Here is a 22807-nt window from a genome sequence, read left to right as displayed (position 1 = left end):
ATGACTTGGTACCAATTGGTACCAGCAAGTTGCAACCTTAGCAAATGCCAAGCGGTACTGTCAAGTACCATTGACGACAATGACTTCCTCCGACCCGACCGAGACTGTAGACCACCGCGCGCGCCTCATCGACGCGCTGGCCACCACCTTGACCCGCCAGTCGTATGCCGACACCACGATCGCGGACCTGGTGGCGCAAGCCCACGTCTCCAAGCGCACCTTCTACGAACAATTCAGCAGCAAGGACGAATGCCTGGTCGCGCTGTGCGAAACCCTGAGCCAACGCACCTTGGGCATCATCGCGCTGGGCTTCGATCCCCAGGCCGACTGGGTCGAGCAGCTCAGCCACGTCACCCACGCCTACCTGGCCAGCCTGCAGGCCGAGCCCGTGTTGATCCGCACGCTGTTCATTGAACTGCTGGGCATCGGGCCAGCCGGCTTGAGCACACGGCGCCAAATCCAGCAGCGCTTCGCCGATTTCCTGCAAATGCAGGTGGAGCTTTCGCGTGCCAAAGAGCCTGGCAAGCGCGCCCTCTCGCCCGAGATGGCCATGGCCGTGGTGGGCGGCATCAATGAGTTGATCCTGCATGCGATCGAGCAAGACCAGGCACACCAACTTACCAAGCTGGCACCCACCGTCATCGCTTTCGTGCAGGCGGTGCTGATGTCGCTGAACCCCGAGCCGGACTGAAGCATTCAGGTCAAACCAGGTCGGCGATGCAGCGCGACTCGATCGCGCCCAACTGGTCGATCTCGATGCGGACGTGGTCACCCAGGCGCAAGAACCGAGGCGGCGTCATGCCTGCGCCCACGCCGCTGCAGGTGCCGGTGTAGATCACATCGCCGGGCTCGAGCGTCATGGCCTGGCTCAGCACTGAGATCTGGTCCCAAATCTTGAAGATCATCAAGCTGGTGTTGCTGCTCTGGCGCTCCTCGCCGTTCACCAAGCCACGGAGGCCCAAAGCGTGCGGATCGGGCACCTCGTCCGCCGTGGTGATCCAGGGGCCAAAGGGCGCGTGCGTGTCGAAGCCCTTGCCCAAGGTCCACTGCGAAGTGCGCTTCTGCCAGTCACGCACCGACACGTCGTTACCCACGCAGTAGCCGAAGACGAAAGCCGGTGCCTGCTCCGGCGTGACTCGCTTGCAGCGCCGCCCGATGATGACGACCAGCTCGGCCTCGTAATCCGTCATGGTGGACACGGACTCGGGCGGCAGCACGATGGGGTCAAAAGGGCCATTGACCGCCGTGGTCGCCTTGCTGAACCAGACCTGGTGCTCGGGCGCCGTGCGCACCTCACCAATGATCTTCTCGTTGATGTGGTCCAGGTAATTCAAGCCGATGCCCAGCACCTTGCCCGGGCGCGGCACCGGCGCCAGCAGGCGCACGGTTTCGCGGCGCAGCTTCTCGGCGGGGGCCGGGTCGTTCAGCAGTGCTTGCAGGGCTGGCTTGACGCTGTCCCAACGCGTGATCAGGTCCAGCATCGGCTCATGGGGCCGCAGCAGCTCAGGCAGTGCGCGCTGCACGGGCAGGATCCACTCCTCGTGGACCAGACCCACCTCCGGCTCGTCGCCGGTTTGAAACGTACAAACTTGCACAGTGCTTTCCTTGTTGAAGAGAAGCGCGCGGGCCGTCAAGCCTCGCGCAAACAATCCACGATCTTCAGGCGCGCCGCCCGCCAGGCCGGGATGAAACCGCCCAGCAGCCCCATCGCCAGGGCGAACAGCAGGCTTTGCAGGGCAATCATGGGCGTCAGTCTGAACTGAAACGCCAGCTCTGAAAAGGTCTTGAAATTGACGGTGGAAATGTTCACCGCCTGCATCAACGAGGCCGCGCCCAGGCCCATCACGCCGCCCACCAGCGACAACAGCAAAGACTCGGTCAGAAAGCTCATCAGCACCGCGTTGCGCCGAAAGCCCAAAGCCCGCAAGGTGCCGATCTCGCCCACGCGCGCGGCCACCGTGGCGAACATCGTGATCATCGCGCCCACGATGGCCCCGATCGAAAAGATGATGGACAGCGACAAGCCCAGCAGGCGGATGAAGGTGGACAGCAACTCGGACTGCTCGGCGTAGAACTGCACCTCGGGCTTGGCCTCCAGGGTCAGGCGCGGGTCGTCTTCCAGGGCGGCCCGGGTTGGCTCGAAGGTGCCTGGGTCGTTCAACCGGAAGATCACGCTGGAGTAGTTGGACCGGCGAAAGGCCTGCATCATCTGTTCGCTGTCACCCCAGATTTCGGAATCGAAGCCGCTGCGGTTGGCATCGAAAACGCCGACCACCAGCCACTCGCGCCCGGCGAACTTCAAGGTTTCGCCCAGGCCCGCGCCCACAAAACCACGGGCCACTGACTGCCCCGCCACGATCTCACTGGTGCCCGGGCGAAACATGCGGCCTTTGATGAAGCGCACTTGCGGCCGCAAAGCCAGGCCGGTGGCCGAGGTGCCGCGCACCGTGATATTGCTGGGTTTGCCCGAAGCCCGCTTGGGCAAGGTGTTCAGCACCACGGGCTCACGCGAGACCAGCTTGCCGCCCTGCCCATTGTTCGCCAGGCCCGGCAGGGATTCGATGATGGCCGCCTGCCCGCGCGAGATGCTGGAATTGATCTCGGCCCCCGCGCCTTTGCGCAACACCATCACGTTGTCCGGCCGCCCCGTGGCCACCAGCGTGGCCCGGATGCCCTCGCCCATCATCAACACGGTGGCGAACACGTAGACCACCAGGGCCATGCCGCCCGCCGTGAGCATGGTGGTCACCCGCCGCACCCACAGGTTGCGCGCGATGTAGGAAAACGGCAGCAACTCAGGCCACATGGCTCAAGCCCTGCACAATCTCGATGCGGGACATCTTCCAGGCTGGCCAGGCCGCGGCCACGCCGCCCACCACCACACAGGCCAGCACCTGGTACATCACCGTCGTGCCCGACACCTGGAAGACCGGGAACAAGGTTGCCAGATTGCCGCCGAACGCCTTGGCCAGCGGGAAGGTCAAGGCCACCCCGATGCCCCCGCCGATCAAGGCGATCAGCAGGCTTTCGCCCAGCAACAACTTGCTGATGAAGCCAGGCGCGAAGCCCAGCGCCTTCATCGTGGCGTACTCGGCCAGGCGCTCGCGCGCGGTCATGGTCATGGTGTTGGCCATCACCACCATGATGATCACGATGATGATGAAACTGACCGCCTGCACCGCGACCAGGATGGCTTCGCTCATCGACACGAAGCTCAGTTGAAACGCCTTCTCGGTCTCGCTCAAGGTCTCGGCCAGCGAGTTCTTGAACAGCGCATCAATGCGCTGCGCCACCTCGGCCGCCTGGTTCGCATCGCGCAGGCCGACCATGTACACGCCCACGAAATCGGCGTTGCGGCCCGCGCGGGCGCGGATGCTCTCGGCCAGGCGCTTCCAGTGGAACAACATCTGCTGCTCGTCGGTCTTGGCGTCAATGCCTTCGTAGATGCCGCGGATGGTGAAGCGCCAGTTGCCCGGGTAGATGGTGCCGCGCAAAGCAATGGTGTCGCCCAGCTTCCAGCCATACTTTTGCGCCAGCTTGCGGCCCACGATGCAACCCTGGCGATCCCGAAAGAAGGCTTGCTTGTCGTCTTCGTTCAGCACGAACTCGGGGTACAGCGCCAGGTAGCTGGGCGGGTCGACCGCGAACTGCACGAAGAAGTTGCGCTCTCGGATGTAGACACCCCCAAACCAGTTGGCCCACGAGACGCCCTTCACGCCCTCCACCACCCGGATCTGTTCGGCATAGTTCAAAGGCAGGGGGAAGGTCAGCGAGATCGAACTGCGCGTGACCAGGCGTGCGCTGGAAGAGGCATCCACACCCGCGTACCAGGCATCGACGATGGTGCGCAGCAGGCCAAAGGCGCTGATGGCCACCACCAGCCCCACCATCGTCAGCGCTGTGCGCAAGCGATGCCTGAAGGCATTCTTGAGCAACAGCCTGAAGATGAACATCAGCGTGCGGCGTTCAAGGCCTGCCTGGTGTCCAGCGCCACACGCCGCGCTGCACTGGCGAAGTCATCGCCGGCGCTGGCGTACAACACCGCGCGCGAACTGTTGACGATGATCGCGCCCGTCACGCTGCCGTCGGCCGCCACGCGCCGCCCGGCTTTCACCGTGGCCGCCGCATCACCGCCTTGGGCGCCCACACCGGGGATCAGCAAAGGCAAGGTCGGGGCCAGCTCGCGCACCCGGGCAATCTCTTCGGGGAAGGTTGCGCCCACCACCAGCGCAACCTGGCCATTGGTGTTCCACGGGCCTTGCGCCAAGGCGGCAAGGTGTTCATACACGCGAGGCTGACGGGGCACATCGGCCAGGCGCTGGTTCTGCAGATCAGAGCCCCCTGGGTTAGACGTGCGGCACAGCAGGATCACGCCCTTGCCGGGATAACGCAGGTAGGGCTCGACCGAGTCGAAGCCCATGAAGGGCGACAGGGTGACGGCATCGGCCTGGTAGCGCTCGAAAGCTTCGCGGGCGTACTGCTCGGCCGTGCTGCCGATGTCGCCGCGTTTGGCGTCCAGAATGATGGGCACCTGGGGCGCCACGCGCTTGATGTGTGCCATCAGGCGCTCAAGCTGGTCTTCGGCACGGTGCGCGGCAAAGTAGGCGATCTGCGGTTTGAAGGCGCAGACCAGGTCTTTGGTGGCATCAACGATCGCGGCGCAAAAATCGTAGATGCGCGCTGGTTGATCCTTCCAGACGCCCGGGAACCGCGAAGGTTCCGGGTCCAAGCCCACGCAAAGCATGGAGTCGTTTTGGCGTTGGGCGTGCTGGAGTTGGTCGGTGAAGTTCATGAACAAGCCACTCAAACGCGCTTGGCCAATTCAACAGCCTTGCCAATGTAATTGCCCGGCGTCATGTCCAGCAGGCGCTGTTTGTCGGCATCAGGAATCTCCAGCGTTTGCACGAACTGCTGGATGGCTTCGCGCGTGATGGTCTTGCCGCGCGTCAGCTCTTTCAGGCGCTCATAGGGGTTGGGCAAGGCATAGCGGCGCATCACCGTCTGGATGGGCTCGGCCAGCACTTCCCAGGCGCTGTCCAGGTCATCGGCCAAGGCTTGCGGGTTCACTTCCAGCTTGCCGAGGCCGCGTGCCAGGCTGTCATACGCCAGCACGGCATAGCCCAGGGCCACGCCCATGTTGCGCAGCACGGTGCTGTCGGTCAGGTCGCGCTGCCAGCGGCTGATGGGCAGCTTCTGGCTCAGGTGGGTCAGCATGGCATTGGCCAGGCCCAGGTTGCCTTCGGCGTTCTCAAAATCAATCGGGTTGACCTTGTGCGGCATGGTCGACGAGCCAATCTCGCCTTCCTTGGTCCGCTGCTTGAAGTAACCCAGGCTGATGTAGCCCCACACATCGCGTGACCAGTCGATCAGGATCGTGTTGGTGCGCGTGACCGCGTCAAACAGCTCGGCCATGTAGTCGTGCGGCTCGATCTGGATCGTGTAGGGGTTGAAGGTCAAGCCCAAGGGGCCCTCGATCACCTTCTGGCTGAAGCCCTCCCAATCGATCTCGGGGTAGGCCGACAAGTGGGCGTTGTAGTTGCCCACGGCGCCGTTCATCTTGGCCAGCAGCTTGACGCTGGCGATGCGCTCACGGGCATTCACCAAACGGGCCACCACATTGGCCACTTCCTTGCCGACCGTGGTGGGCGAGGCGGTCTGGCCATGGGTGCGGCTCAGCATGGGCGTGCCCGCCAGGCTCACCGACAATTTGCGCAGCGTGTCGATCAGGCCATCGATGGTGGGCAGCAGCACGAGTTCGCGCGCGGACTTCAGCATCAGGCCGTGGCTGGTGTTGTTGATGTCTTCGCTGGTGCAGGCGAAGTGCACGAACTCGCTGGCGCTCTCCAACTCGGGGTGACCGGCAAAGCGCGACTTGATCCAGTACTCCACGGCTTTCACATCGTGGTTGGTGGTTTTTTCAATGTCCTTGATGGCCTGGGCGTCAGACTCCGAAAACCGCACCGCCAGACCGCGCAGGTAGCCACGCGCCGCCTCGGTCATGGGCTTGAGCTCAGGCAGGCCGGCGTCTGACAGGGCGATGAACCATTCAATCTCGACCTGCACGCGGCGGTGCATCAGGCCGAATTCAGACAGCAGGGGGCGCAGGGCGGCCACTTTGGGGGCGTAGCGGCCATCCAGGGGCGACAGGGCTGTGAGGGCAGAAAGGTTCATGGATTTTTTTGCAAGTGGGCACCAGGAGAACCCGTGATTTTAGGCGTTTGCGCGACGTTTGGGCGCCGCCCCAGCCTGGCCCTGCGCAAACGGCGTCCAATGCGCCTTCAGCACCTCGGTGTCCACCCTCGCCCACACCGTCAGGGCCTCGGTGCGCATGCGCCTGGAAGCCACCACCGCCCAGGGCCAATAAAAACCCAAGGTCAGCACCAGCAGCAAGGCATGCCGCAGCTGCAGCAGCACATAGCCCTTCACCGACAAAAGGCTGCGAAACCGCAATGCCCGGTTGCCGGTCTTGTTCCACACCAGGTTCTGCAAGCGGGCTTGCACATAGGGCACCACCGCCGCCAACACCGCGGCCAATGAAAAAGCCCCCGTGCTCAGCAACCACGGGCCATTGGCCGGGCCGCGCCACCACAGCAGCGCGCCCAGGCCAATGGCACCCAAACCCATCACCAAGCTGGACACCAGCACTGACCAGGCCGCCGTGCGGACCCACAGCATGACCATGGCCACAGGCGAAACCTGCCACCACAGACGCAAAGGCCCCAGTTCGAGATTCCCCTGCCGGTAATGGAAGTAAGCCCACCAGAAAAGCGGCACCCCCAATAGCCACAGCGCGATGACAAACCCCAGGGCCACCCACCACAGCGGGTGATGAAAGGTGGCGCCCGCCAGCGTCAACCAAGCTGCGATCAACACGCCCATCAAGGGCATCAGCAAGGCGCCATAGACTGCCGTGAACTGCCCCTTGAAGTTCAAGCGGCGCCCGGCCCAACTGGTGTGGGCCATGCGTTGAGTCAGGCTGGTGTGCACGGCCAAGGGGGTGACCGCCAGGGCCATGGAAAATGCCAGCAAGCCCGCCAACGGCGACCCCATGCAAGCGCCCACCACGCCAGCCACCAAGGCGAGCACCAAACCATAACGAGGCAAATGCCTGGCGGGCGGTGCGTGGTAATCCAGCACATGGCCAGCCACCAGCGTGCGCCTCAGAAAGTACCGTTGCGACCTGACGCGCGCCCAAGGCAGGTACAGGCCCAATGTCAACAAAGTCAAAAGTACGTTGACGATCCAGATGCGGGCATAGTCAGACGCCCTGACGTTCAACACCACCGGCAGCTTGACCACGTTGCCGCGCGGCAAGCGGGGCACCTCAGCGGGCGGCACCGCAGCGGCCCTGGGCGCGGAGGCCATGGCGCCCACATACGCGGCCCGCATCTCGGACATCAGGTCCTCGGCCGCATCAGAGCCGATCGGAGGCGGCCAAGCCACACTGAAAGGTGCACTGCTCGTCAGAGACGGCGCCGCCTGTGATGCAGACGCCACATGAAGGGGCTCAAGGTCGGCCAGGCGGACCATGCGCACAGATGAACGTACAGCGGGGTTGTTCATTTCCGCCGCAAATGTAACAGTCTTATACAAATCCACCCTTGGTGATCTCCCTCTGGTTGGGCGAGTCTCCAGGCTTCGTTAAAATCACCGTCATTCACACATCACGACACAGAATGAAACTGATCGGTTCACTGACTAGCCCGTTTGTCCGCAAGGTGCGCATCGTGCTGGCCGAGAAAAAACTCGACTACAAATTCGACGTGGAGGATGTGTGGGCGGAAGGCACCAGCATTTCCGACTCCAACCCCTTGGGCAAGGTGCCGTGCCTCGTGATGGAAGGCGGCGAAGCGGTGTTCGACTCGCGCGTCATCGTGGAATATGTAGACACCCTGTCACCCGTGGGCAAGCTGATCCCCCTGAGCGGGCGCGAGCGCGTGGAAGTGCGCACCTGGGAAGCCCTGGCCGATGGCCTGATGGATGCCGCCATCCTGGCTCGGCTGGAACAAACCTGGCCCGGCCGCACTGAAGCGCAACGCTCGCAAGCCTGGATCGACCGCCAGATGGCCAAGGTGCACGGCGCCCTCAAGGCCATGAGCCAAGGCCTGGGCGACCGCCCCTGGTGCACTGGCAACCACCACAGCCTGGCCGACATCTCGGCGGGCTGCGCCCTGGGCTATGTGGATTTCCGCTTCCCGCAGATCGACTGGCGCAATGACTACCCCAACCTGGGCAAGCTGTTCGACAAGCTCTCGCAGCGTCCCAGCTTCGTCGACACCGCCCCACCCAAGGCCTGATTCGCGCTCAGGCCACCGACTTGTTGAACGAGTCGGCCCTGGCCTGGCGCCAGTAGTCTTCAAACACCGGCTGAGGCCAGGGCGCTTCGCCGCGCTCGGCGGCCAGCAGTTCGCCCGGCTTGGCAAACGCCAGCAGATTGGCCAGGCGCCTCACCTCCGAGTTCGACACCCGGCGCACGATGTGGTCGGCGGTGATGTCGTTGGGGTGCTGCAAACCAGCAGCCTGCACCAGCTCCTTCAGTGCATACAAAGTGTTCATGTGCAGGTAGTACACCCGCTCGGCCTTGTCAGCCACCACCAGCGCGCGCTGGCGCAAAGGATCTTGCGTGGTCACGCCCGTGGGGCATTCGCCGGTGTGGCAGCTTTGCGCCTGGATGCAGCCCAGCGCGAACATGAAGCCCCGCGCCGAATTGCACCAATCCGCCCCCAGCGCCATCATGCGGGCGATGTCAAAAGCGCTGATGACCTTGCCCGCGCAACCAATCTTGACGCGGTGCCGCTCGCCCATGCCCACCAAGGTGTTGTGAACCAGCAAAAGGCCTTCTTGCAAAGGCGCACCCACGTGGTCGGTGAACTCCAGGGGCGCGGCGCCCGTGCCGCCCTCGGCACCATCCACCACGATGAAATCGGGCCAGATGCCGGTTTCGCGCATGGCCTTGGCCAAGGCAAACCACTCCCAGGGGTGCCCGATGCAGAACTTGAAGCCCACGGGCTTGCCACCTGACAACTGCCTCAAACGCTCGATGAACTGCATCATCTCGATCGGCGTAGAGAACTCGCTGTGGCTGGCCGGCGACACGCAGTCCACGCCGATGGTCACGCCCCGCGCGGCCGCGATCTCAGGCGTCACCTTGGGGCCCGGCAACACGCCACCGTGCCCTGGTTTGGCGCCCTGGCTCAGCTTCAACTCGATCAGCTTGACCTGCGGATCACGCGCGCTGGCGGCGAACTTGTCGGCGTCAAAGTGACCGTCGTCCGTGCGACAGCCAAAGTAGCCGGATCCGATCTCCCAGATCAGGTCGCCGCCCGCCTCGCGGTGGTATTGGCTGATGGAGCCCTCGCCCGTATCGTGCGCGAAATTGCCTTTGCGCGCCCCGGCGTTCAAGGCCAGGATGGCGTTGGCGCTCAAGGCCCCAAAGCTCATCGCCGAGATGTTGAACACGCTGGCCTGGTAAGGCTGTGTGCAGGACGACCCACCCTGCCCAATCGTGATCCGGAAATCCTGTGAAGCAATGTGGCTGGGCGCGAGCGAATGGCTCAACCATTCATAACCGGTGGCCCCCACGTCCTTTTGCGTGCCAAAGGGCCGCTTGTCCTGTTCGCCCTTGGCCCGTTGGTACACCAGTGAACGCTGCTGGCGCGAAAACGGCGCCGCCTCGCTGTCGCTCTCGATGAAGTACTGCCGGATCTCGGGGCGGATGAACTCCAGCAGGTAGCGCATGTGGCCCATGACCGGGTAGTTGCGCAGCACCGAGCGCTTGCTCTGCCGCACATCCTTGAAACCCAGCAGCACCAGCAGCAAACCCAGCACCACCATCCAGGCGCCCTGTCGGCTCTCCAACCACCACAGGCCGCCGGCCAAGGCCAGCAAGGCCGACATCACCCAAACGCCGTAGCGGATGGGCACATGCTTGTTCAAACGGATTAACCACACGGGCATTGCAAGCTCCTCGTCCAGGCGGACTTTTCACCATGGTAAAGAAGGAGTGGGCCGCCAGTTGCATCATCAGCACCACGAACAGCAGCCTGATCACACCATTTGCAGCCCCTGCCACCCTGGCCGTTTGGCGCTACACTGTGCGCCAAAGCGCCGATTTGTCCGGCTTGCGGGCGCTCAAGAAATACCGCTAAAGAGGGCGCTGGAACCCGGCCCCTGCTTCAACGCGCGGCCGGTTTTTTATTGAACGATTCACGTAGCGCCATGTCTTCCCTCGGGGTTGTGACCCCTGTTTCCATGCACTTCGACGCCCCCCTGCCCTTGCGCAGCGGCGCCGTCTTGCGCGACTACACCCTCATGGTCGAGACCTATGGGCAGCTCAACGCCGACCGCAGCAACGCGGTGCTGGTGTGCCACGCCCTCAATGCCTCACACCACGTGGCCGGCTTGCACGCCGACGAGCACGGCAAGCCCATCCCCAAAAGCCAGGGCTGGTGGGACAACCTGATTGGGCCCGGCAAGCCGCTGGACACCCACAAGTTCTTCGTCATCTGCGTCAACAACCCCGGATCGTGCTTTGGCTCGACCGGGCCCACGCACCTCAACCCCGACACGGGCCGCGTCTACGGCGCCGACTTCCCCGTGGTGACGGTGGAAGACTGGGTCGACGCGCAAGCCCGCGTGCTGGACCGCCTGGGCATCACGCAATTGGCTGCCGTGCTGGGCGGCAGCCTGGGCGGCATGCAGGCCATGAGCTGGACGCTGCAATACCCGCAACGCGTGCGCCACTGCATCGCCGTGGCCACCGCGCCCAACCTGTCGGCGCAAAACATCGCCTTCAACGAAGTGGCCCGCCGCGCCATCATCACTGATCCCGATTTCCATGGTGGTCACTTTTACGAGCACGGCGTGGTGCCCCGGCGCGGCCTACGCGTGGCCCGCATGATCGGCCACATCACCTATTTGTCCGACGACGTGATGGACGAGAAGTTTGGCCGCAGCCTGGTGGGCCGAGAGCTTGGCGAAGAGCCCCGCTACAGCACGCAAGAGATCGAGTTCCAGGTTGAAAGCTACCTGCGCTACCAAGGCGACAAGTTCAGCGACTACTTCGACGCCAACACCTACCTGCTGATCACCCGCGCCCTGGATTACTTTGACCCGGCCCGCGCCTTTGGCGGCGACCTGGCCGCCGCCCTGTCCCAGGCCGTGGCCAAATTCCTGGTCATCAGCTTCACCACCGACTGGCGCTTTGCCCCGGCCCGCTCACGCGAGATCGTCAAGGCCCTGGTCGACAACCGCCACGACGTGAGCTACGCCGAGATCGACGCCCCCCACGGCCACGACGCCTTCCTGCTGGACGACGCCCGGTACCACAACGTGCTCTGGGCTTACTTTGACCGCATCCACCGCGAGATCGGCAGCCCCCAATGAGCGATCGAACCATCCACGACGTGATTGCGCAACTGGTGCCCCCTGGCTCGCGCGTGCTCGACCTGGGCTGCGGCAACGGCGCCCTGCTGGCCCACCTGCGTGATAGCCGCCAATGCACCGGCTACGGCATCGAACTGGACGACACCAAGGTGCACGAATGCGTGCAGCGCGGCGTCAACGTCATCCAGCGCAACCTGGAAGAAGGCCTGAGCCTGTTCGACGACAACAGCTTTGACGTGGTGCTGCAACTCGACACGCTGCAAAATCTGCGCAACACCGAAGCCATGCTGAGCGAAACCGCGCGGGTTGGGCGGCAAGGCATCGTCGCCTTCCCCAACTTCGCACACTGGCCGCACCGCCTGAGCGTGCTGCGCGGGCGCATGCCAGTGACCAAGTCACTGCCCTACCAGTGGTACGACACCCCGAACATCCGGGTGGCCACCTTTGCCGACTTCGAGGTGCTGGCCCGCAAGAGTGGCCTGCGCATCATCGAATCCTTCGGCCTGACCGACGGCCGGGTGGTCAAAAGCTGGCCCAACCTGCGGGCCAGCACGGCGGTCTTCAAATTCGACCGCGCTTGAGTTGGAGCTGAAGCTCAGAAGCGGTGGCGGATGCCCACGGCAAAGGTGTTGCCCTTCTTCCAGCCCGCCTGGTCTTCGTCATCCAGCATGTACGCGGCGTAAACGTCAGTGCGCTTGGACAGGAAGTGGTCATACGCCAGCGTGAAGATGGCGTGGTCCACATCGGGCGTGGTGCCACCCTCCACCGCCGACTCCTTGCTTTCGCCATAAGACAACAGCACCTTGCCCGAGGTGGTGACGGGCACCGAAGCGCCCACTTGGTAGAGCTTGGTGTCGATCTTGTCAGCGTTGGCCGAGAAGCCCTTGTTCTTGAACTGGCCGTATTGGCCGAACAACTTCACCACGCCGAAGTCGTAGCTGGCGCCCAGCAAAGCCAAGGTTTGCTTTTGCCCCGAGGCCAGATTGCCTTTGGGCAATTCCGCCGACTTGACCACCTGGTAGCCTGCACCGATCGAGAACGCGCCCAGCACATAGGTGCCGCTCAAACCCGCGCTGTTGCTTTCGCCGGTCGTCGCCGAAGTCTCTCCGGCCTGCCACTGTGCCGCGCCGGTGAAGCCCCCCATGGTCGGGGTGGTGTAAGACACCGCATTGCTCCAACCGGAATCGCCCTTGTCGTTGCCAAACGCACCGTAAGTCAACCGGATCGTCGGCGAGAAGCCGAAGGCACCACCCAGCGGGTTGAACGTCAAAGCCTGGAGGAACAACAAGTTATCCATGCGACCCAAGGCGACCTTGCCGAAGCCCCCCGCCAGGGCCACATTGGCGTTGCGCGCCCAGAACACATCGGAGCCGCTGCGACCCGAGGCCCCAATGTCACCACGGAAAAAACTTTCCAGCGTGAACAACGCCTTCAGGCCGTCGCCCAGGTCTTCCGTGCCTTTGAAGCCAAAGTAGCTGGTCGTCATGGGATTGGACGCCACTTGAGTGGTGCGAGGATTGGCGGTGCTGCCGCTGTACGAGTTCTGAAAGGAACCGAATGAGATGTCGAACAAGCCGTACATCGTCACGCTGCTTTGCGCTTGCGCACCAAAGCAAGCGCCCAGGGACAGGAAGAGCGCGGGGGTGATTTTTTGTGCAAAGGCCATGAATACTCCGAAAAAATGGACCCAAGGAAGTGCCGCATCCAACGCGCGGCCCTTTGATTTCGCAGATTCCATGCCCGAAATAACCACCCCAGAAACAAAAAAACTCACCAGAAAGCCGCGCTTGGCATCAGATGAGTGCAGTTGAGCACCAAAAATGCCCAAATTAAAAAAGCGCCCCGAAGGGCGCTTTTGGCTTCAGATCAAGTCAGGAAGGCTTGATTAGAAAGCGTGCTTGATGCCGAAGGCGAAGGTTTGACCCGACTTCAAAGCCGTGTGCTGGTTGTTGGAGAACACAGCGTACACGTCAGTGCGCTTCGACAGGAAGTGGTCGTAACCAACCGACACGATGGTGTCGTTTTCTTTGGCGCCACCAGCTTCAAGCTTGTTCTGTTGCTTGCCGAAAGAAGCCAAGATCGAACCCTTTTCCGTCACAGGCACCGAAACGCCCACTTGATAGATGCGATCCTTGTTGGCAATGCCGGATTCTTGCTTGATCTGGGTGTATTGACCGAAGGCCTTCAGCACGCCAAAGTCATAGCTGGTGCCAAAACCAATGACCTTCTCATCGGCGTCATAGGCCACAGCGATGCCCGACTTAACGTAGGTCAACGATGCAGCGAAAGGACCAGCTGCATAGGTTGCCGACACGGCGTAGCTGTTGCCACCAGCCGGGTTAGAGGCAGAAGTGCTTTCCTTGGGCGAAAACTGAGCCGTCGCCGAGAAACCACCCATGTTCGGCGTTTCATAGGTGATCGAATTCACGAAACCCGTGTCAAAGCTGGTACCACCCACTGATTGAGCAATGGCGCTTTGGTTGTAGTAGAAGTGACGCATCGTTGGCGAAAAGGCCATCGAGCTGCCGAACGGGTTGTACGTGTAACCCGAGGTGAACAAGGGATTGTCGTATTGGCCCAGGGCCACCTTACCGAAACCACCGGTCAAAGCCACGAAAGAACCACGGCTCCAGAAACCACCCGCCTTGTTAGCCACTGTGGTGGTCGAACCGGTGTCTGGAGCAAGGAAGGACTCAATGGCGAATTCAGCCTTCAAACCACCACCCAAGTCTTCAGAACCTGAGAAACCGAGGAAACTGGTCATCATGTTGCCACTCGACACTTCGGTCGTGCGATCAGATGCGCCTTGGGGGTGAGCGGCCTCAAAGGAACCGACCGAGAGGTCCAACGAACCGTAAACCTTCACGTCAGCTTGAGCAGCGCCAACCAAAGCCATCAGGGCGGCAGCGGCCACCAAGTTCTTCTTTGCAAACATCAATTTCTCCTAGCAATGTGTGAAAAAGGGACTGTTTGGGAACCCATCAAGCGGGTTAACCCATGCGTTGCATTGTGGGACTGAAAGTCATCCGACAGCATTGCAAGCAAGAAGCGTGACAGGCTGCAGCACGTTAAAACAGGTGTTTTCGTTGCTTGTCAGCAACATTTAGCTGTATTAATGCAACTTATTCGGACATTCAGGGCGTAAAAAAGCGCCCCGAAGGGCGCTTGAAACTCTGGTCTGACTTTTGTAACGATTCTGCTTAGAACGCGTGACGGACGCCAACGGCGAAGCTGTTGGTCGTGCCCTTCAGATCAGGCGCTTGAGCCAAACCGTCGGTGGTGCGCTCGTTGATCAAAGCGCCGTACACATTGGTGCGCTTGGACAGATTGTGCGTGTAGCCCAAGCTGAGGGAACGGATCTTGTCAGCGCCTTCCAGGCCATCGGTGGTGTCCTTGCGATCGCCATAGGAAACCAGCACCGAGCCATCGGTCGTGACAGGAATGGCGGCACCGATTTGGTAGAACTTGCCCTTGCTTTCACCAGACAAGGACTTGACGGTGAACTTGTCTTGGCTGTATTGGCCAAACAGCTTCACCACGCCGAAGTCATAGCTCGCGCCGAGCAGCGCAGAGCGGGCCTTGGCAGCGCTGCCGATAGTGCCAGTTGTCACATTGGGGTTGCGAACGTCGCCATAAACGGCCGACAGAGCCAAGGGACCAGCCACAAAGTTAGCGCTCACAGCGTAGGCGCCAGCCGAGTACAGAGCGGGTGTGGCAGTGGCCTGCTCACGCGCGCTGTATTGCGCCGACAGGGTCAAGCCACCCAGGTTAGGCGACACATAACCGATGCCATTGGACCAGCTATCCGTTCCAGCGATCGTGTTGCGATCGGTGGCCGAAAAGGTGCGCGAATTGCCGAAGGGATTGAAGGCGCCGCCTTCAAGCTTGAACAAATTCTCGAATTGACCCAGGTTCAAGGCACCGAAATCACCAGCCAGACCAACATAGGCATTGCGGTTCCAGAAGGTCGAAGCTTCGGTAGCGCCTGAGTCCAGAGCCAGTTGGCTTTCCAGCTTGAACACTGCCTTCAAGCCGCCGCCCAAGTCTTCTTGGCCCTTGAAGCCAATGAAGCTGTCGGTCATGTCATTGGAGTCAACTGCGGTGCGGGAGTCCTTGGCGTACTTGTCACCGGAGACAACGCTTTTGTTCAGCTCTTGCTTGCGGCCAACGGAAACGTCCAGGTTACCGTACACGGTCACTTGAGCGTGGGCAGCAACAGCCAACAGGGTCAGGGCAGCAGCGGCCACAACATTTTTCTTAGCGAACATGAAATCTCCAAACATTGAATGAATTTTGCCTAAATGCACCAAACATGTGCATTCAACTTGCGACTTGCAGAGTCGTCAGCACCGATTCTTACGTCTCGGCACGCGTATTCCCGAATAAACGCGCCAAATTCACCCATCGGGGGGGATGCGAACGGCTGAATTCGTTTCAAAAACGCAACATATTGGTGCAAGCCGGACACTGTTCCGCACCAAATCGGACAAACCCATTCTCACTGGCCTTCAAGGAACCCCTATGCAAGCTTCTTGGTTTCGCGCCCTGCTGATCCTCATCGCCGCCTTGTTCACAGCGGCTTTTACCCTGGTGGTGATCCCGCCCTTGCTTGAAAGCCGGGACGTGCTGGGGGCGTTCGCCGCGGGCTTCGTGAACCCTTACGCGGCAGGCTATGCCATGGACACCATTTCCTGCTGGTGCGTACTCACCGTGTGGGTGGTTCACGAGGCGCGAGCCAAGGGCATCCGGCATGGCTGGGTGGCCGTGCTGCTGGGCATCGTCCCCGGGGTGGCCACCGGCTTCGCGGTGTACCTGCTACTGCGGATGAGGCAGGAAGGCGATCAGGCCGCTAGCACGGACAGGATTTCGGCCCCGTAGGCCTCCAGCTTCTTGGCCCCCACGCCGCTGATGCCGCTCAATTCGCCCAAGGTTTGGGGCGCGATGCGGGCCATTTCGGCCAAGGTGGCATCGTTGAAGACGATGTAGGCGGGCAGGTTGTGCTCGCGCGCCACCTCGCTGCGCCAGGCTCTGAGCGACTGGAAGCGGATCAGGGCCTCGCCGACCAGGTCCTTGGGGGCTCCGGCAGCGGCTTTGCCACTTGAAGATGAAGTGCGCGAGGTTTTGGCCCGCTTGGGCGCGTCGGCGGCTTCGCGCAGGATGAGCTGCACCTCGCCCTTCAACACCGCGCGGGCGCTGTCGGCCAGCACCAGGGTGTTGAAATCGCCTTCAGCGACAACGTGCCCCATGGCCACCAACTGGCGCAGCACGGCACGCCATTGGTTCTCGCTCAGGTCGGCGCCAATGCCAAAGGTGCTCAAGGTTTGGTGGCCGTGCTGCTCGACCTTGTCGGTGCGTTTGCCGCGCAGCACGTCGATCAGGTGGCCAGCGCCAAATCGTTGCTGCCCATGCTGCCAGAAGCGGTAGATGCCACTGAGCATCTTGCGGCAAGCCTCGGTGGCATCCCAGGTGATGGGCGGCTTGAGGCAGTTGTCGCAGTTGCCGCAGGGCTGGCTGTCTTCGCCAAAGTAGGACAGCAGGCGCACGCGGCGGCAATCATGGGCTTCGGCCAGGGCCAACAAGGCATCGAGCTTGCCGCGCTGGATGCGCTTGAAATCGTCGCTGGCCGGGCTTTCATCGATCATGCGGCGCTGGTTGACCACGTCGGCCAGGCCGTAGGTCAGCCAGGCGTCGGCATCTTGGCCATCGCGGCCAGCACGGCCGGTCTCCTGGTAATAGCCTTCGATGTTCTTGGGCAAATCGAGGTGGGCCACGAAGCGCACGTCGGGCTTGTCGATGCCCATGCCGAAGGCGATGGTGGCCACCATGACGATGCCGTCTTCGCGCAGGAAGCGGTCTTGATTGCGGCGGCGCAGGCCTGAATCAAGCCCCGCGTGGTAGGGCAAGGCGTTGACGCCCTGCCCTGCCAACCACTCGGCGGTTTCCTCGACCTTCTTGCGCGACTGGCAGTAGACGACGCCCGCGTCGCCATCGTGCTCATCGCGGATGAAGCGCAGCAACTGGTCGCGCGGGTTGGTCTTCTCGACCAGGGCGTAGCGGATGTTGGGGCGGTCGAAGCTGCTGATGAAGACGCGGGCGTCTTGCAGCTTCAAGCGCTCGATCATGTCGGCGCGGGTGTGGTCGTCGGCGGTGGCGGTCAGGGCCAGGCGCGGCACGTCTGGGAAGCGCTCGTGCAGCATGCTGAGCTGCAGGTAGTCTTCGCGGAAATCGTGGCCCCACTGGCTGACGCAATGGGCTTCGTCGATGGCGAACAGGCTGAGCAGACCGCGTTCATGCAGGCTGGCCAGTTGCGCCTGAAAGCGCAGGTTGGTGATGCGCTCAGGCGCGGCGTAGAGCATGACCAGGCGGCCGGACATCATTTCGCGCTCGATGCGCTGGGCATCTTCCTGGCTGTGGCTGCTGTTCAGGAAAGCAGCGTGCACGCCGACTTCTTCCAGCGCGCCGACCTGGTCGTGCATCAAGGCAATGAGGGGCGAGACCACGATGGTGACGCCCTTGCCTTCGCGGTGCCGGGCAATGGCGGGCACCTGGTAGCAAAGGCTTTTGCCGCCGCCTGTGGGCATGAGCACCAAAGAATCACCGCCACCCAGGGTGTGGTCCACGATGGCTTTTTGCTGGCCCCGGAAAGCGCCGTAGCCGAACACTTCTTGGAGGATGGCCTCGGCCGAGGTGGCGGAGGCCTGGGGATTCAGGGCTGGGGCAGACACGGGCAGGGGCAGGGGCAAACGGGGGCCAAAAATGGGATCGACCCGCATTGTGCGCGATCATTCGGGCACCAACCCCAATTTGGAGAACCTCGTGCCTTCTCAAACCAGCAGTACGGCCATGGTGGGCCATTTCATCCATGGGCAAAGCGTGCCGGTGGCCGCCGCAGATCGCCTCAACCCCGTTTACAACCCGGCCACTGGCGCGGTGAGCGCACAGGTCGCGCTGGCCAACACCGCCGACGTGGCCCTGGCGGTGGCAGCCGCGCAAGCCGCCTTCCCCACCTGGGCTGACACGCCGCCCATCCAGCGCGCGAGGATCCTGTTCAAGTTCTGGGGCCTGCTGAACCAGCACAAGGACGAGCTGGCCGCCCTGATCACGCAAGAGCACGGCAAGGTCTTCAGCGATGCGCAGGGCGAGGTCACGCGGGGCATCGACATCGTCGAGTTCGCTTGCGGCATCCCGCAATTGCTCAAGGGCGACTACAGCGAGCAGGCGTCCACCGGCATCGACAACTGGACGATGCGCCAGCCGTTGGGCGTGGTCGCGGGCATCACGCCTTTCAATTTTCCGGTGATGGTGCCGTGCTGGATGTTCCCGGTGGCGATCGCCTGCGGCAACACCTTCGTGCTCAAGCCCAGCCCGACCGATCCATCGCCTTCGCTGCTGATGGCAAAGTTGCTGAAGCAGGCGGGCCTGCCCGATGGCGTCTTCAACGTGGTGCAGGGCGACAAGGCGGCGGTGGATGCCTTGATCGAGCACCAGGATGTGAAGGCGCTGAGCTTTGTGGGATCGACACCCGTGGCGCAGTCCATCCACGAGCGGGGCAGCCATTTCGGCAAGCGCGTGCAGGCCTTGGGCGGGGCCAAGAACCACATGGTGATCATGCCGGACGCGGACCTGGACAAGGCCGTCGATGCCCTGGTGGGCGCGGCCTATGGCTCGGCGGGCGAGCGCTGCATGGCGATCTCGGTGGCGGTGCTGGTGGGAGATGTGGGCGACAAGATCATGCCCAAGCTGATTGAGCGCACCCGCAGCTTGAAGGTCAACAATGGCACGCTGGACGAGGCCGAGATGGGGCCCATCGTGACCCGCGCTGCGCTGGAGCGCATCAGCGGCTGCATTGCCGATGGCATCCAGCAAGGCGCGCAATTGCTGGTGGATGGGCGGGGCATTTCGGTGCCCGGGCTGGAGGGCGGATTCTGGCTGGGGGGCACCTTGTTCGACCACGTCAGCCCCGAGTCGCGCTTGTACAAGGAAGAAGTGTTTGGCCCGGTACTGGCCTGCGTGCGCGTGGCCGACCTGGACCAGGCACTGGCCTTGGTCAACGGGCACGAGTTCGGCAATGGCGTGGCCTGCTTCACCAGCGATGGCCACACCGCACGTGAGTTTGCGCGGCGTGTGCAGGTGGGCATGGTGGGCATCAATGTGCCGATCCCGGTGCCCATGGCTTGGCATGGCTTTGGCGGCTGGAAGCGCAGCCTGTTTGGCGACATGCACGCCTATGGCGAAGAAGGGGTGCGTTTTTACACCCGGCAGAAATCCATCATGCAGCGCTGGCCCGAGAGCATCAGCAAGGGCAACGACTTCATCATGCCGACGGCGCGCTGACCTTCCCGGCCACGAAGGCCTTGAGTTCACCGGGCTGGAAGCGCGTCCATACCTCATCGGAGGTGAGCGGCTCGGTGGCGATGACGGCCACGCGGTCGTTCTGGTTGGTCAGCTCTTCAAAATTCAGGCTCATGTCCTGATCCTGCAGACGGGCCATGCCAAACGGAGCTTGGCGCACCAGGTAGTGCAGGTTGGTGGAGCAATGCGCCCACAAGGCATCGCCCTGGCTGAGCATGAAGTTGAAGGTGCCGTGCTGGGCGATGTGCGGCACCAACTCGCGCAGGGTGTCGGTCAGGGCAGCGGTGGTGGGCAGGCTGGCGTGGTGCTTGGCCAGTTCTTGCAGCAGCCAACAAAAAGCTTGTTCGCTGTCGGTGTCGCCCACGGGCTTGAAGGCGGCGTGCAGCTTGGGCGCAAAGCCTTTCAGGTCGCCGTTGTGGGCGAACACCCAGTAGCGGCCCCACAGCTCGCGCACAAAGGGGTGGCAGTTTTCCAGCGCGACCCGGCCTTGCGTGGCCTTGCGGATGTGCGCGATCACGTTCTGGCTTTTGATGGGGTATTGCTTGACCAGTTGGGCCACCGGCGAAACGCTGGCGGCGGCGTGGTCGACAAACAAGCGCACGCCCCGGCCTTCGAAGAAGGCGATGCCGAAACCATCGCAGTGCTCGTGGGCACGGGTGGCAAATCCGGTAAAACTGAAAACGATGTCGGTGGGGGTGTTGCAGTTCATGCCCAGCAATTGGCACATAGATGAGGCTCTCCTGGTGGGCGAATGCTACGCCACACCAAAATGGGCGCCCCCGACGGAGGGGCTGGGCTCGGGCGGGCCCCTTGGGCATAATCGCTGGAGTTTTTCTTCGAATTGAATCCACCGAGTCAGGAATCAGGCCATGGCCTCCATCAACAAAGTCATCATCATCGGCAATCTGGGCCGCGACCCAGAAGTGCGCTACGCCCCGAGCGGCGCGGCCATGTGCAATGTGTCGGTTGCCACCACGCGCAACTGGAAAGACAAGACCAGCGGCGACAAGGTTGAAGAAACCGAATGGCACCGCGTGGTGTTTTACGACCGCCTGGCCGAAATAGCCGGTGAATACCTGAAAAAAGGCAGCCCCGTGTACGTGGAAGGCCGCCTGAAGACCCGCAAGTGGGCCGACAAAGACGGCAAAGACACCTACACGACCGAAATCGTGGCCGACCAGATGCAATTGCTGGGCGGGCGTGATGGTGGCGGTGGTGGCCGCAGTGGTGGCGGTTATGGCGGTGGCCAGGCCAGTGGCGGCCAGCAAGGTGGCGGCGATGACTTTGGTCAGGAACCCTCCTCGGCCGCGCCTCCAAGCCGTCCTGCTGCATCGCGTCCGGCCCCGGCTGCATCGCGGCCTGCACCGCAAAAGTCGTCGACGGGGTTTGATGACATGGATGACGATATTCCGTTTTAACTTCCGCGTTGGCGCAAGGTTGTGATTCAAAGGCCTCTGCTCTCTGCGAGCAGAGGCCTTTTTTATTGACGTTGTGACTGCAGTGACTTGGAATTTGGGTATGGCGATTGCCAAAGGATCTCCATCCGAACTTCCATGCGCCCGTCATGTCCCAGCGTACAAGCCCACAACGATCCGATGCCCCTTCTTGGGCCGCCCAGTTGCGCCCGTGGAACCCGCTCCACGACGATGGTCAAGCTTCCCGGTTGAGCAGCTACCTGGCGGAAGTCGATGGCCAGCTGGCGCCGGTGCTGGACCCACACCGGGGCTGCGACCATGAAGAAATCCGAATTCACCAGCAACTGAAATCAAAGGTGCTGGATGACGGGTTTCCATGCGTGGTGGCGCGTTCAGCCATCAATCGCAAGACCTACCGGCTTGGTGTGTATGGCACGCTGGGAACGGCGGATGCGGCGCTGGCCATCTGCCATGACCTGTATGAGTTCTCTCATGAGATGCAAGGCGAAGACACCGAGTTCAGCACCTTCATCGCCACGTTCCAGCAGCCTGCCACCCCTGCAGAGGTGGAGTTTGAGACCCTTCTCTGGCATCAACTGCAATTGATGCATGGGGTCGATGCCCGGTATTTCCCTTGGGATGCATCGGTCAGCAAAGACCCAGAAGATCCCGATTTTTCATTCAGCATCGGCGGGCAGGCCTTTTTTGTCGTGGGCATGCATCCCTTGGCTTCTCGGCTCGCGCGGCAGGCGCCCTCGCCTTGCATCGTCTTCAATCCGCATGCGCAGTTTGAACAGCTTCGGGCCACGGGCCGGTACGACAAGCTGCAGAAGGCCATCCGGCAACGCGACATGGCCTACCAGGGTTCGATCAATCCGGTGCTGGCCAATTTTGGCCATGAGGCAGAGTCGAGGCAGTATTCCGGCCGAGCCATCTCTGGTGGTTGGAAATGCCCATTTCACGCTCAGCCGCAACAACCATGAACCACTTGCCTCACCACTGCTCACACACGCGCATTGCGCCCCAAACCGGCAACTCATTTCGGATCAAGAAAGGACAGATCCTGAGGATCACCGACCCCTTGGGGGAACAGGTTGCCGATCTATTTTCGGTGAACCAACACGATCACCGTTGCACCCTTTCTTCCGGGCGCAGCTTGGACTACGCCAGCAAGATTTACCTCACCAAGGGCGACCTCCTTTATGCCAATGACAGCCAGGTCATGTTCACGATCCTGGAGGACACGGTCGGCAAGCACGACTTCCTGTTGACGCCTTGCAGCCAAGAGATGTTCGAGATTCTTTACAAGCATGTTGGGCACCACCCCAGCTGTTTTGAAAACTTGCGGATGGCGCTTGCTCCTCATGGCATTCAGGGGCACCTCATCTCGACCACGTTCAATGTCTTCATGAATGTCAATGTTCATGAAGGCGGCCGATTGACGGTGGATCCGCCCTTGTCAAAGCCAGGCGACCACGTGGACCTGAGGGCCGAGATGGACATGATTTGCGGCTTGACGGCGTGTTCGGCAGAAGGCTCTAACAACGGCAGCTTCAAGCCCATCGAGTATTCAATCCGCGATGCTTGAACCCGGCGCCCTGTCGTGGCCCATGTTGGGTATCGCATTTGCTCCATCGGCCGGTATTCAACCAGCC

General features: G+C 62.1%; 21 protein-coding genes and 1 riboswitch. Of the genes, 9 read left to right on the top strand and 12 right to left on the bottom strand.

Features of this window, described 5'->3' with window-relative positions; translation table 11 throughout:
* Positions 1-79: 79 nt before the first annotated feature.
* Positions 80-691 (top strand): TetR/AcrR family transcriptional regulator, encoded by a 612-nt coding sequence (locus tag PSV38_RS00270; RefSeq protein ID WP_300543494.1) that lies wholly within the window; start codon positions 80-82, stop codon positions 689-691.
* Positions 692-701: 10 nt separating this feature from the next.
* Here the strand turns inward: PSV38_RS00270 and PSV38_RS00265 are convergent, their stop codons facing one another.
* From PSV38_RS00265 to PSV38_RS00240, 6 genes are read right to left on the bottom strand one after another with little or no spacing between them, the layout of a single operon-like run.
* The gene (locus PSV38_RS00265) at positions 702-1595 is read right to left on the bottom strand and encodes a fumarylacetoacetate hydrolase family protein (protein ID WP_300543492.1); all 894 of its coding nucleotides are present in this window, start codon (positions 1593-1595) and stop codon (positions 702-704) included.
* 35 nt (positions 1596-1630) lie between these two features.
* Positions 1631-2806: an ABC transporter permease gene (locus PSV38_RS00260; protein WP_300543490.1), complete on the bottom strand. Its 1176-nt coding sequence runs from the start codon at positions 2804-2806 to the stop codon at positions 1631-1633.
* Complete coding sequence (locus PSV38_RS00255; RefSeq protein WP_300543488.1) at positions 2796-3953, bottom strand: ABC transporter permease; 1158 nt, start codon at positions 3951-3953, stop codon at positions 2796-2798. Before PSV38_RS00255 ends, PSV38_RS00260 begins: the two co-directional genes overlap by 11 nt.
* Positions 3953-4792: an orotidine-5'-phosphate decarboxylase gene (gene pyrF, locus PSV38_RS00250; RefSeq protein ID WP_300543486.1), complete on the bottom strand. Its 840-nt coding sequence runs from the start codon at positions 4790-4792 to the stop codon at positions 3953-3955. Before pyrF ends, PSV38_RS00255 begins: the two co-directional genes overlap by 1 nt.
* 11 nt (positions 4793-4803) lie before the next feature.
* On the bottom strand, positions 4804-6171 hold the full coding sequence (purB, locus tag PSV38_RS00245) for an adenylosuccinate lyase (RefSeq protein WP_300543484.1): 1368 nt from the start codon (positions 6169-6171) through the stop codon (positions 4804-4806).
* Between the two features lie 39 nt (positions 6172-6210).
* A complete protein-coding gene (locus PSV38_RS00240) occupies positions 6211-7563 on the bottom strand; it encodes a DUF898 family protein (protein ID WP_300543482.1) in 1353 nt (450 codons plus the stop codon).
* 113 nt (positions 7564-7676) lie between these two features.
* On the opposite strand from PSV38_RS00240, the gene PSV38_RS00235 reads away from it, so the two are divergent.
* Complete coding sequence (locus PSV38_RS00235) at positions 7677-8297, top strand: glutathione S-transferase N-terminal domain-containing protein (RefSeq protein WP_300543480.1); 621 nt, start codon at positions 7677-7679, stop codon at positions 8295-8297.
* A 7-nt stretch (positions 8298-8304) separates the two neighbouring features.
* On the opposite strand, the gene PSV38_RS00230 is transcribed toward PSV38_RS00235, so the two are convergent.
* Entirely contained in the window at positions 8305-9957 is a 1653-nt protein-coding gene (locus PSV38_RS00230; protein WP_300543477.1) for an FMN-binding glutamate synthase family protein, read from the bottom strand.
* A gap of 137 nt (positions 9958-10094) precedes the next feature.
* Positions 10095-10169, top strand: a riboswitch (SAM riboswitch).
* A 49-nt stretch (positions 10170-10218) separates the two neighbouring features.
* Between PSV38_RS00230 and PSV38_RS00225 the strand changes: the two genes are divergently transcribed.
* The gene (locus PSV38_RS00225; protein WP_300543475.1) at positions 10219-11385 is read left to right on the top strand and encodes a homoserine O-acetyltransferase; all 1167 of its coding nucleotides are present in this window, start codon (positions 10219-10221) and stop codon (positions 11383-11385) included.
* Positions 11382-11966, top strand: a complete 585-nt coding sequence (metW, locus tag PSV38_RS00220; protein WP_300543472.1) for a methionine biosynthesis protein MetW — start codon at positions 11382-11384, stop codon at positions 11964-11966. Before PSV38_RS00225 ends, metW begins: the two co-directional genes overlap by 4 nt.
* 14 nt (positions 11967-11980) lie before the next feature.
* On the opposite strand, the gene PSV38_RS00215 is transcribed toward metW, so the two are convergent.
* The 3 genes from PSV38_RS00215 to PSV38_RS00205 all read right to left on the bottom strand — a co-directional run bounded on the left by PSV38_RS00215 (position 11981) and on the right by PSV38_RS00205 (position 15653).
* Entirely contained in the window at positions 11981-13051 is a 1071-nt protein-coding gene (locus PSV38_RS00215; RefSeq protein WP_300543470.1) for a porin, read from the bottom strand.
* A 219-nt stretch (positions 13052-13270) separates the two neighbouring features.
* Entirely contained in the window at positions 13271-14320 is a 1050-nt protein-coding gene (locus PSV38_RS00210) for a porin (protein WP_300543468.1), read from the bottom strand.
* A gap of 265 nt (positions 14321-14585) precedes the next feature.
* A complete protein-coding gene (locus PSV38_RS00205; protein WP_300543466.1) occupies positions 14586-15653 on the bottom strand; it encodes a porin in 1068 nt (355 codons plus the stop codon).
* Between the two features lie 253 nt (positions 15654-15906).
* On the opposite strand from PSV38_RS00205, the gene PSV38_RS00200 reads away from it, so the two are divergent.
* Entirely contained in the window at positions 15907-16263 is a 357-nt protein-coding gene (locus tag PSV38_RS00200; RefSeq protein ID WP_300543464.1) for a DUF2834 domain-containing protein, read from the top strand.
* Here the strand turns inward: PSV38_RS00200 and recQ are convergent.
* The gene (gene recQ / locus PSV38_RS00195; RefSeq protein WP_300543461.1) at positions 16227-18158 is read right to left on the bottom strand and encodes a DNA helicase RecQ; all 1932 of its coding nucleotides are present in this window, start codon (positions 18156-18158) and stop codon (positions 16227-16229) included. The two genes, PSV38_RS00200 and recQ, sit on opposite strands and share 37 nt — an antisense overlap.
* Before the next feature lie 70 nt (positions 18159-18228).
* On the opposite strand from recQ, the gene PSV38_RS00190 reads away from it, so the two are divergent.
* Complete coding sequence (locus PSV38_RS00190) at positions 18229-19719, top strand: CoA-acylating methylmalonate-semialdehyde dehydrogenase (RefSeq protein WP_300543534.1); 1491 nt, start codon at positions 18229-18231, stop codon at positions 19717-19719.
* Here the strand turns inward: PSV38_RS00190 and PSV38_RS00185 are convergent.
* Entirely contained in the window at positions 19700-20464 is a 765-nt protein-coding gene (locus PSV38_RS00185; protein WP_300543459.1) for a class II glutamine amidotransferase, read from the bottom strand. The genes PSV38_RS00190 and PSV38_RS00185 overlap by 20 nt on opposite strands.
* Positions 20465-20606: 142 nt before the next feature.
* On the opposite strand from PSV38_RS00185, the gene ssb reads away from it, so the two are divergent.
* The 3 genes from ssb to PSV38_RS00170 all read left to right on the top strand — a co-directional run bounded on the left by ssb (position 20607) and on the right by PSV38_RS00170 (position 22740).
* Entirely contained in the window at positions 20607-21155 is a 549-nt protein-coding gene (gene ssb / locus PSV38_RS00180; protein WP_300543457.1) for a single-stranded DNA-binding protein, read from the top strand.
* 146 nt (positions 21156-21301) lie between these two features.
* Positions 21302-22135, top strand: a complete 834-nt coding sequence (gntA, locus tag PSV38_RS00175) for a guanitoxin biosynthesis heme-dependent pre-guanitoxin N-hydroxylase GntA (RefSeq protein WP_300543454.1) — start codon at positions 21302-21304, stop codon at positions 22133-22135.
* A complete protein-coding gene (locus PSV38_RS00170; protein ID WP_300543452.1) occupies positions 22132-22740 on the top strand; it encodes an urea carboxylase-associated family protein in 609 nt (202 codons plus the stop codon). Before gntA ends, PSV38_RS00170 begins: the two co-directional genes overlap by 4 nt.
* Positions 22741-22807 lie beyond the last annotated feature (67 nt).

Source organism: Aquabacterium sp. (assembly GCF_029946005.1).
Classification (GTDB): Bacteria; Pseudomonadota; Gammaproteobacteria; order Burkholderiales; family Burkholderiaceae_C; genus Aquabacterium.
Note: the sequence above shows the minus strand (reverse complement) of the source record. Positions and strands in the feature narration are given on the sequence as shown.

Bases quoted from the DNA above. Each gene is read 5' to 3' on its own strand.
- PSV38_RS00270 (WP_300543494.1), top strand. From the start codon at position 80: ATGACTTCCTCCGACCCGACCGAGACTGTAGACCACCGCGCGCGCCTC.
- PSV38_RS00260 (WP_300543490.1), bottom strand. From the start codon at position 2,806: ATGTGGCCTGAGTTGCTGCCGTTTTCCTACATCGCGCGCAACCTGTGG.
- PSV38_RS00255 (WP_300543488.1), bottom strand. From the start codon at position 3,953: ATGTTCATCTTCAGGCTGTTGCTCAAGAATGCCTTCAGGCATCGCTTG.
- pyrF (WP_300543486.1), bottom strand. From the start codon at position 4,792: ATGAACTTCACCGACCAACTCCAGCACGCCCAACGCCAAAACGACTCC.
- purB (WP_300543484.1), bottom strand. From the start codon at position 6,171: ATGAACCTTTCTGCCCTCACAGCCCTGTCGCCCCTGGATGGCCGCTAC.
- PSV38_RS00240 (WP_300543482.1), bottom strand. From the start codon at position 7,563: ATGAACAACCCCGCTGTACGTTCATCTGTGCGCATGGTCCGCCTGGCC.
- PSV38_RS00235 (WP_300543480.1), top strand. From the start codon at position 7,677: ATGAAACTGATCGGTTCACTGACTAGCCCGTTTGTCCGCAAGGTGCGC.
- PSV38_RS00230 (WP_300543477.1), bottom strand. From the start codon at position 9,957: ATGCCCGTGTGGTTAATCCGTTTGAACAAGCATGTGCCCATCCGCTAC.
- PSV38_RS00225 (WP_300543475.1), top strand. From the start codon at position 10,219: ATGTCTTCCCTCGGGGTTGTGACCCCTGTTTCCATGCACTTCGACGCC.
- metW (WP_300543472.1), top strand. From the start codon at position 11,382: ATGAGCGATCGAACCATCCACGACGTGATTGCGCAACTGGTGCCCCCT.
- PSV38_RS00215 (WP_300543470.1), bottom strand. From the start codon at position 13,051: ATGGCCTTTGCACAAAAAATCACCCCCGCGCTCTTCCTGTCCCTGGGC.
- PSV38_RS00210 (WP_300543468.1), bottom strand. From the start codon at position 14,320: ATGTTTGCAAAGAAGAACTTGGTGGCCGCTGCCGCCCTGATGGCTTTG.
- PSV38_RS00205 (WP_300543466.1), bottom strand. From the start codon at position 15,653: ATGTTCGCTAAGAAAAATGTTGTGGCCGCTGCTGCCCTGACCCTGTTG.
- PSV38_RS00200 (WP_300543464.1), top strand. From the start codon at position 15,907: ATGCAAGCTTCTTGGTTTCGCGCCCTGCTGATCCTCATCGCCGCCTTG.
- recQ (WP_300543461.1), bottom strand. From the start codon at position 18,158: ATGCGGGTCGATCCCATTTTTGGCCCCCGTTTGCCCCTGCCCCTGCCC.
- PSV38_RS00190 (WP_300543534.1), top strand. From the start codon at position 18,229: ATGGTGGGCCATTTCATCCATGGGCAAAGCGTGCCGGTGGCCGCCGCA.
- PSV38_RS00185 (WP_300543459.1), bottom strand. From the start codon at position 20,464: ATGTGCCAATTGCTGGGCATGAACTGCAACACCCCCACCGACATCGTT.
- ssb (WP_300543457.1), top strand. From the start codon at position 20,607: ATGGCCTCCATCAACAAAGTCATCATCATCGGCAATCTGGGCCGCGAC.
- gntA (WP_300543454.1), top strand. From the start codon at position 21,302: ATGTCCCAGCGTACAAGCCCACAACGATCCGATGCCCCTTCTTGGGCC.
- PSV38_RS00170 (WP_300543452.1), top strand. From the start codon at position 22,132: ATGAACCACTTGCCTCACCACTGCTCACACACGCGCATTGCGCCCCAA.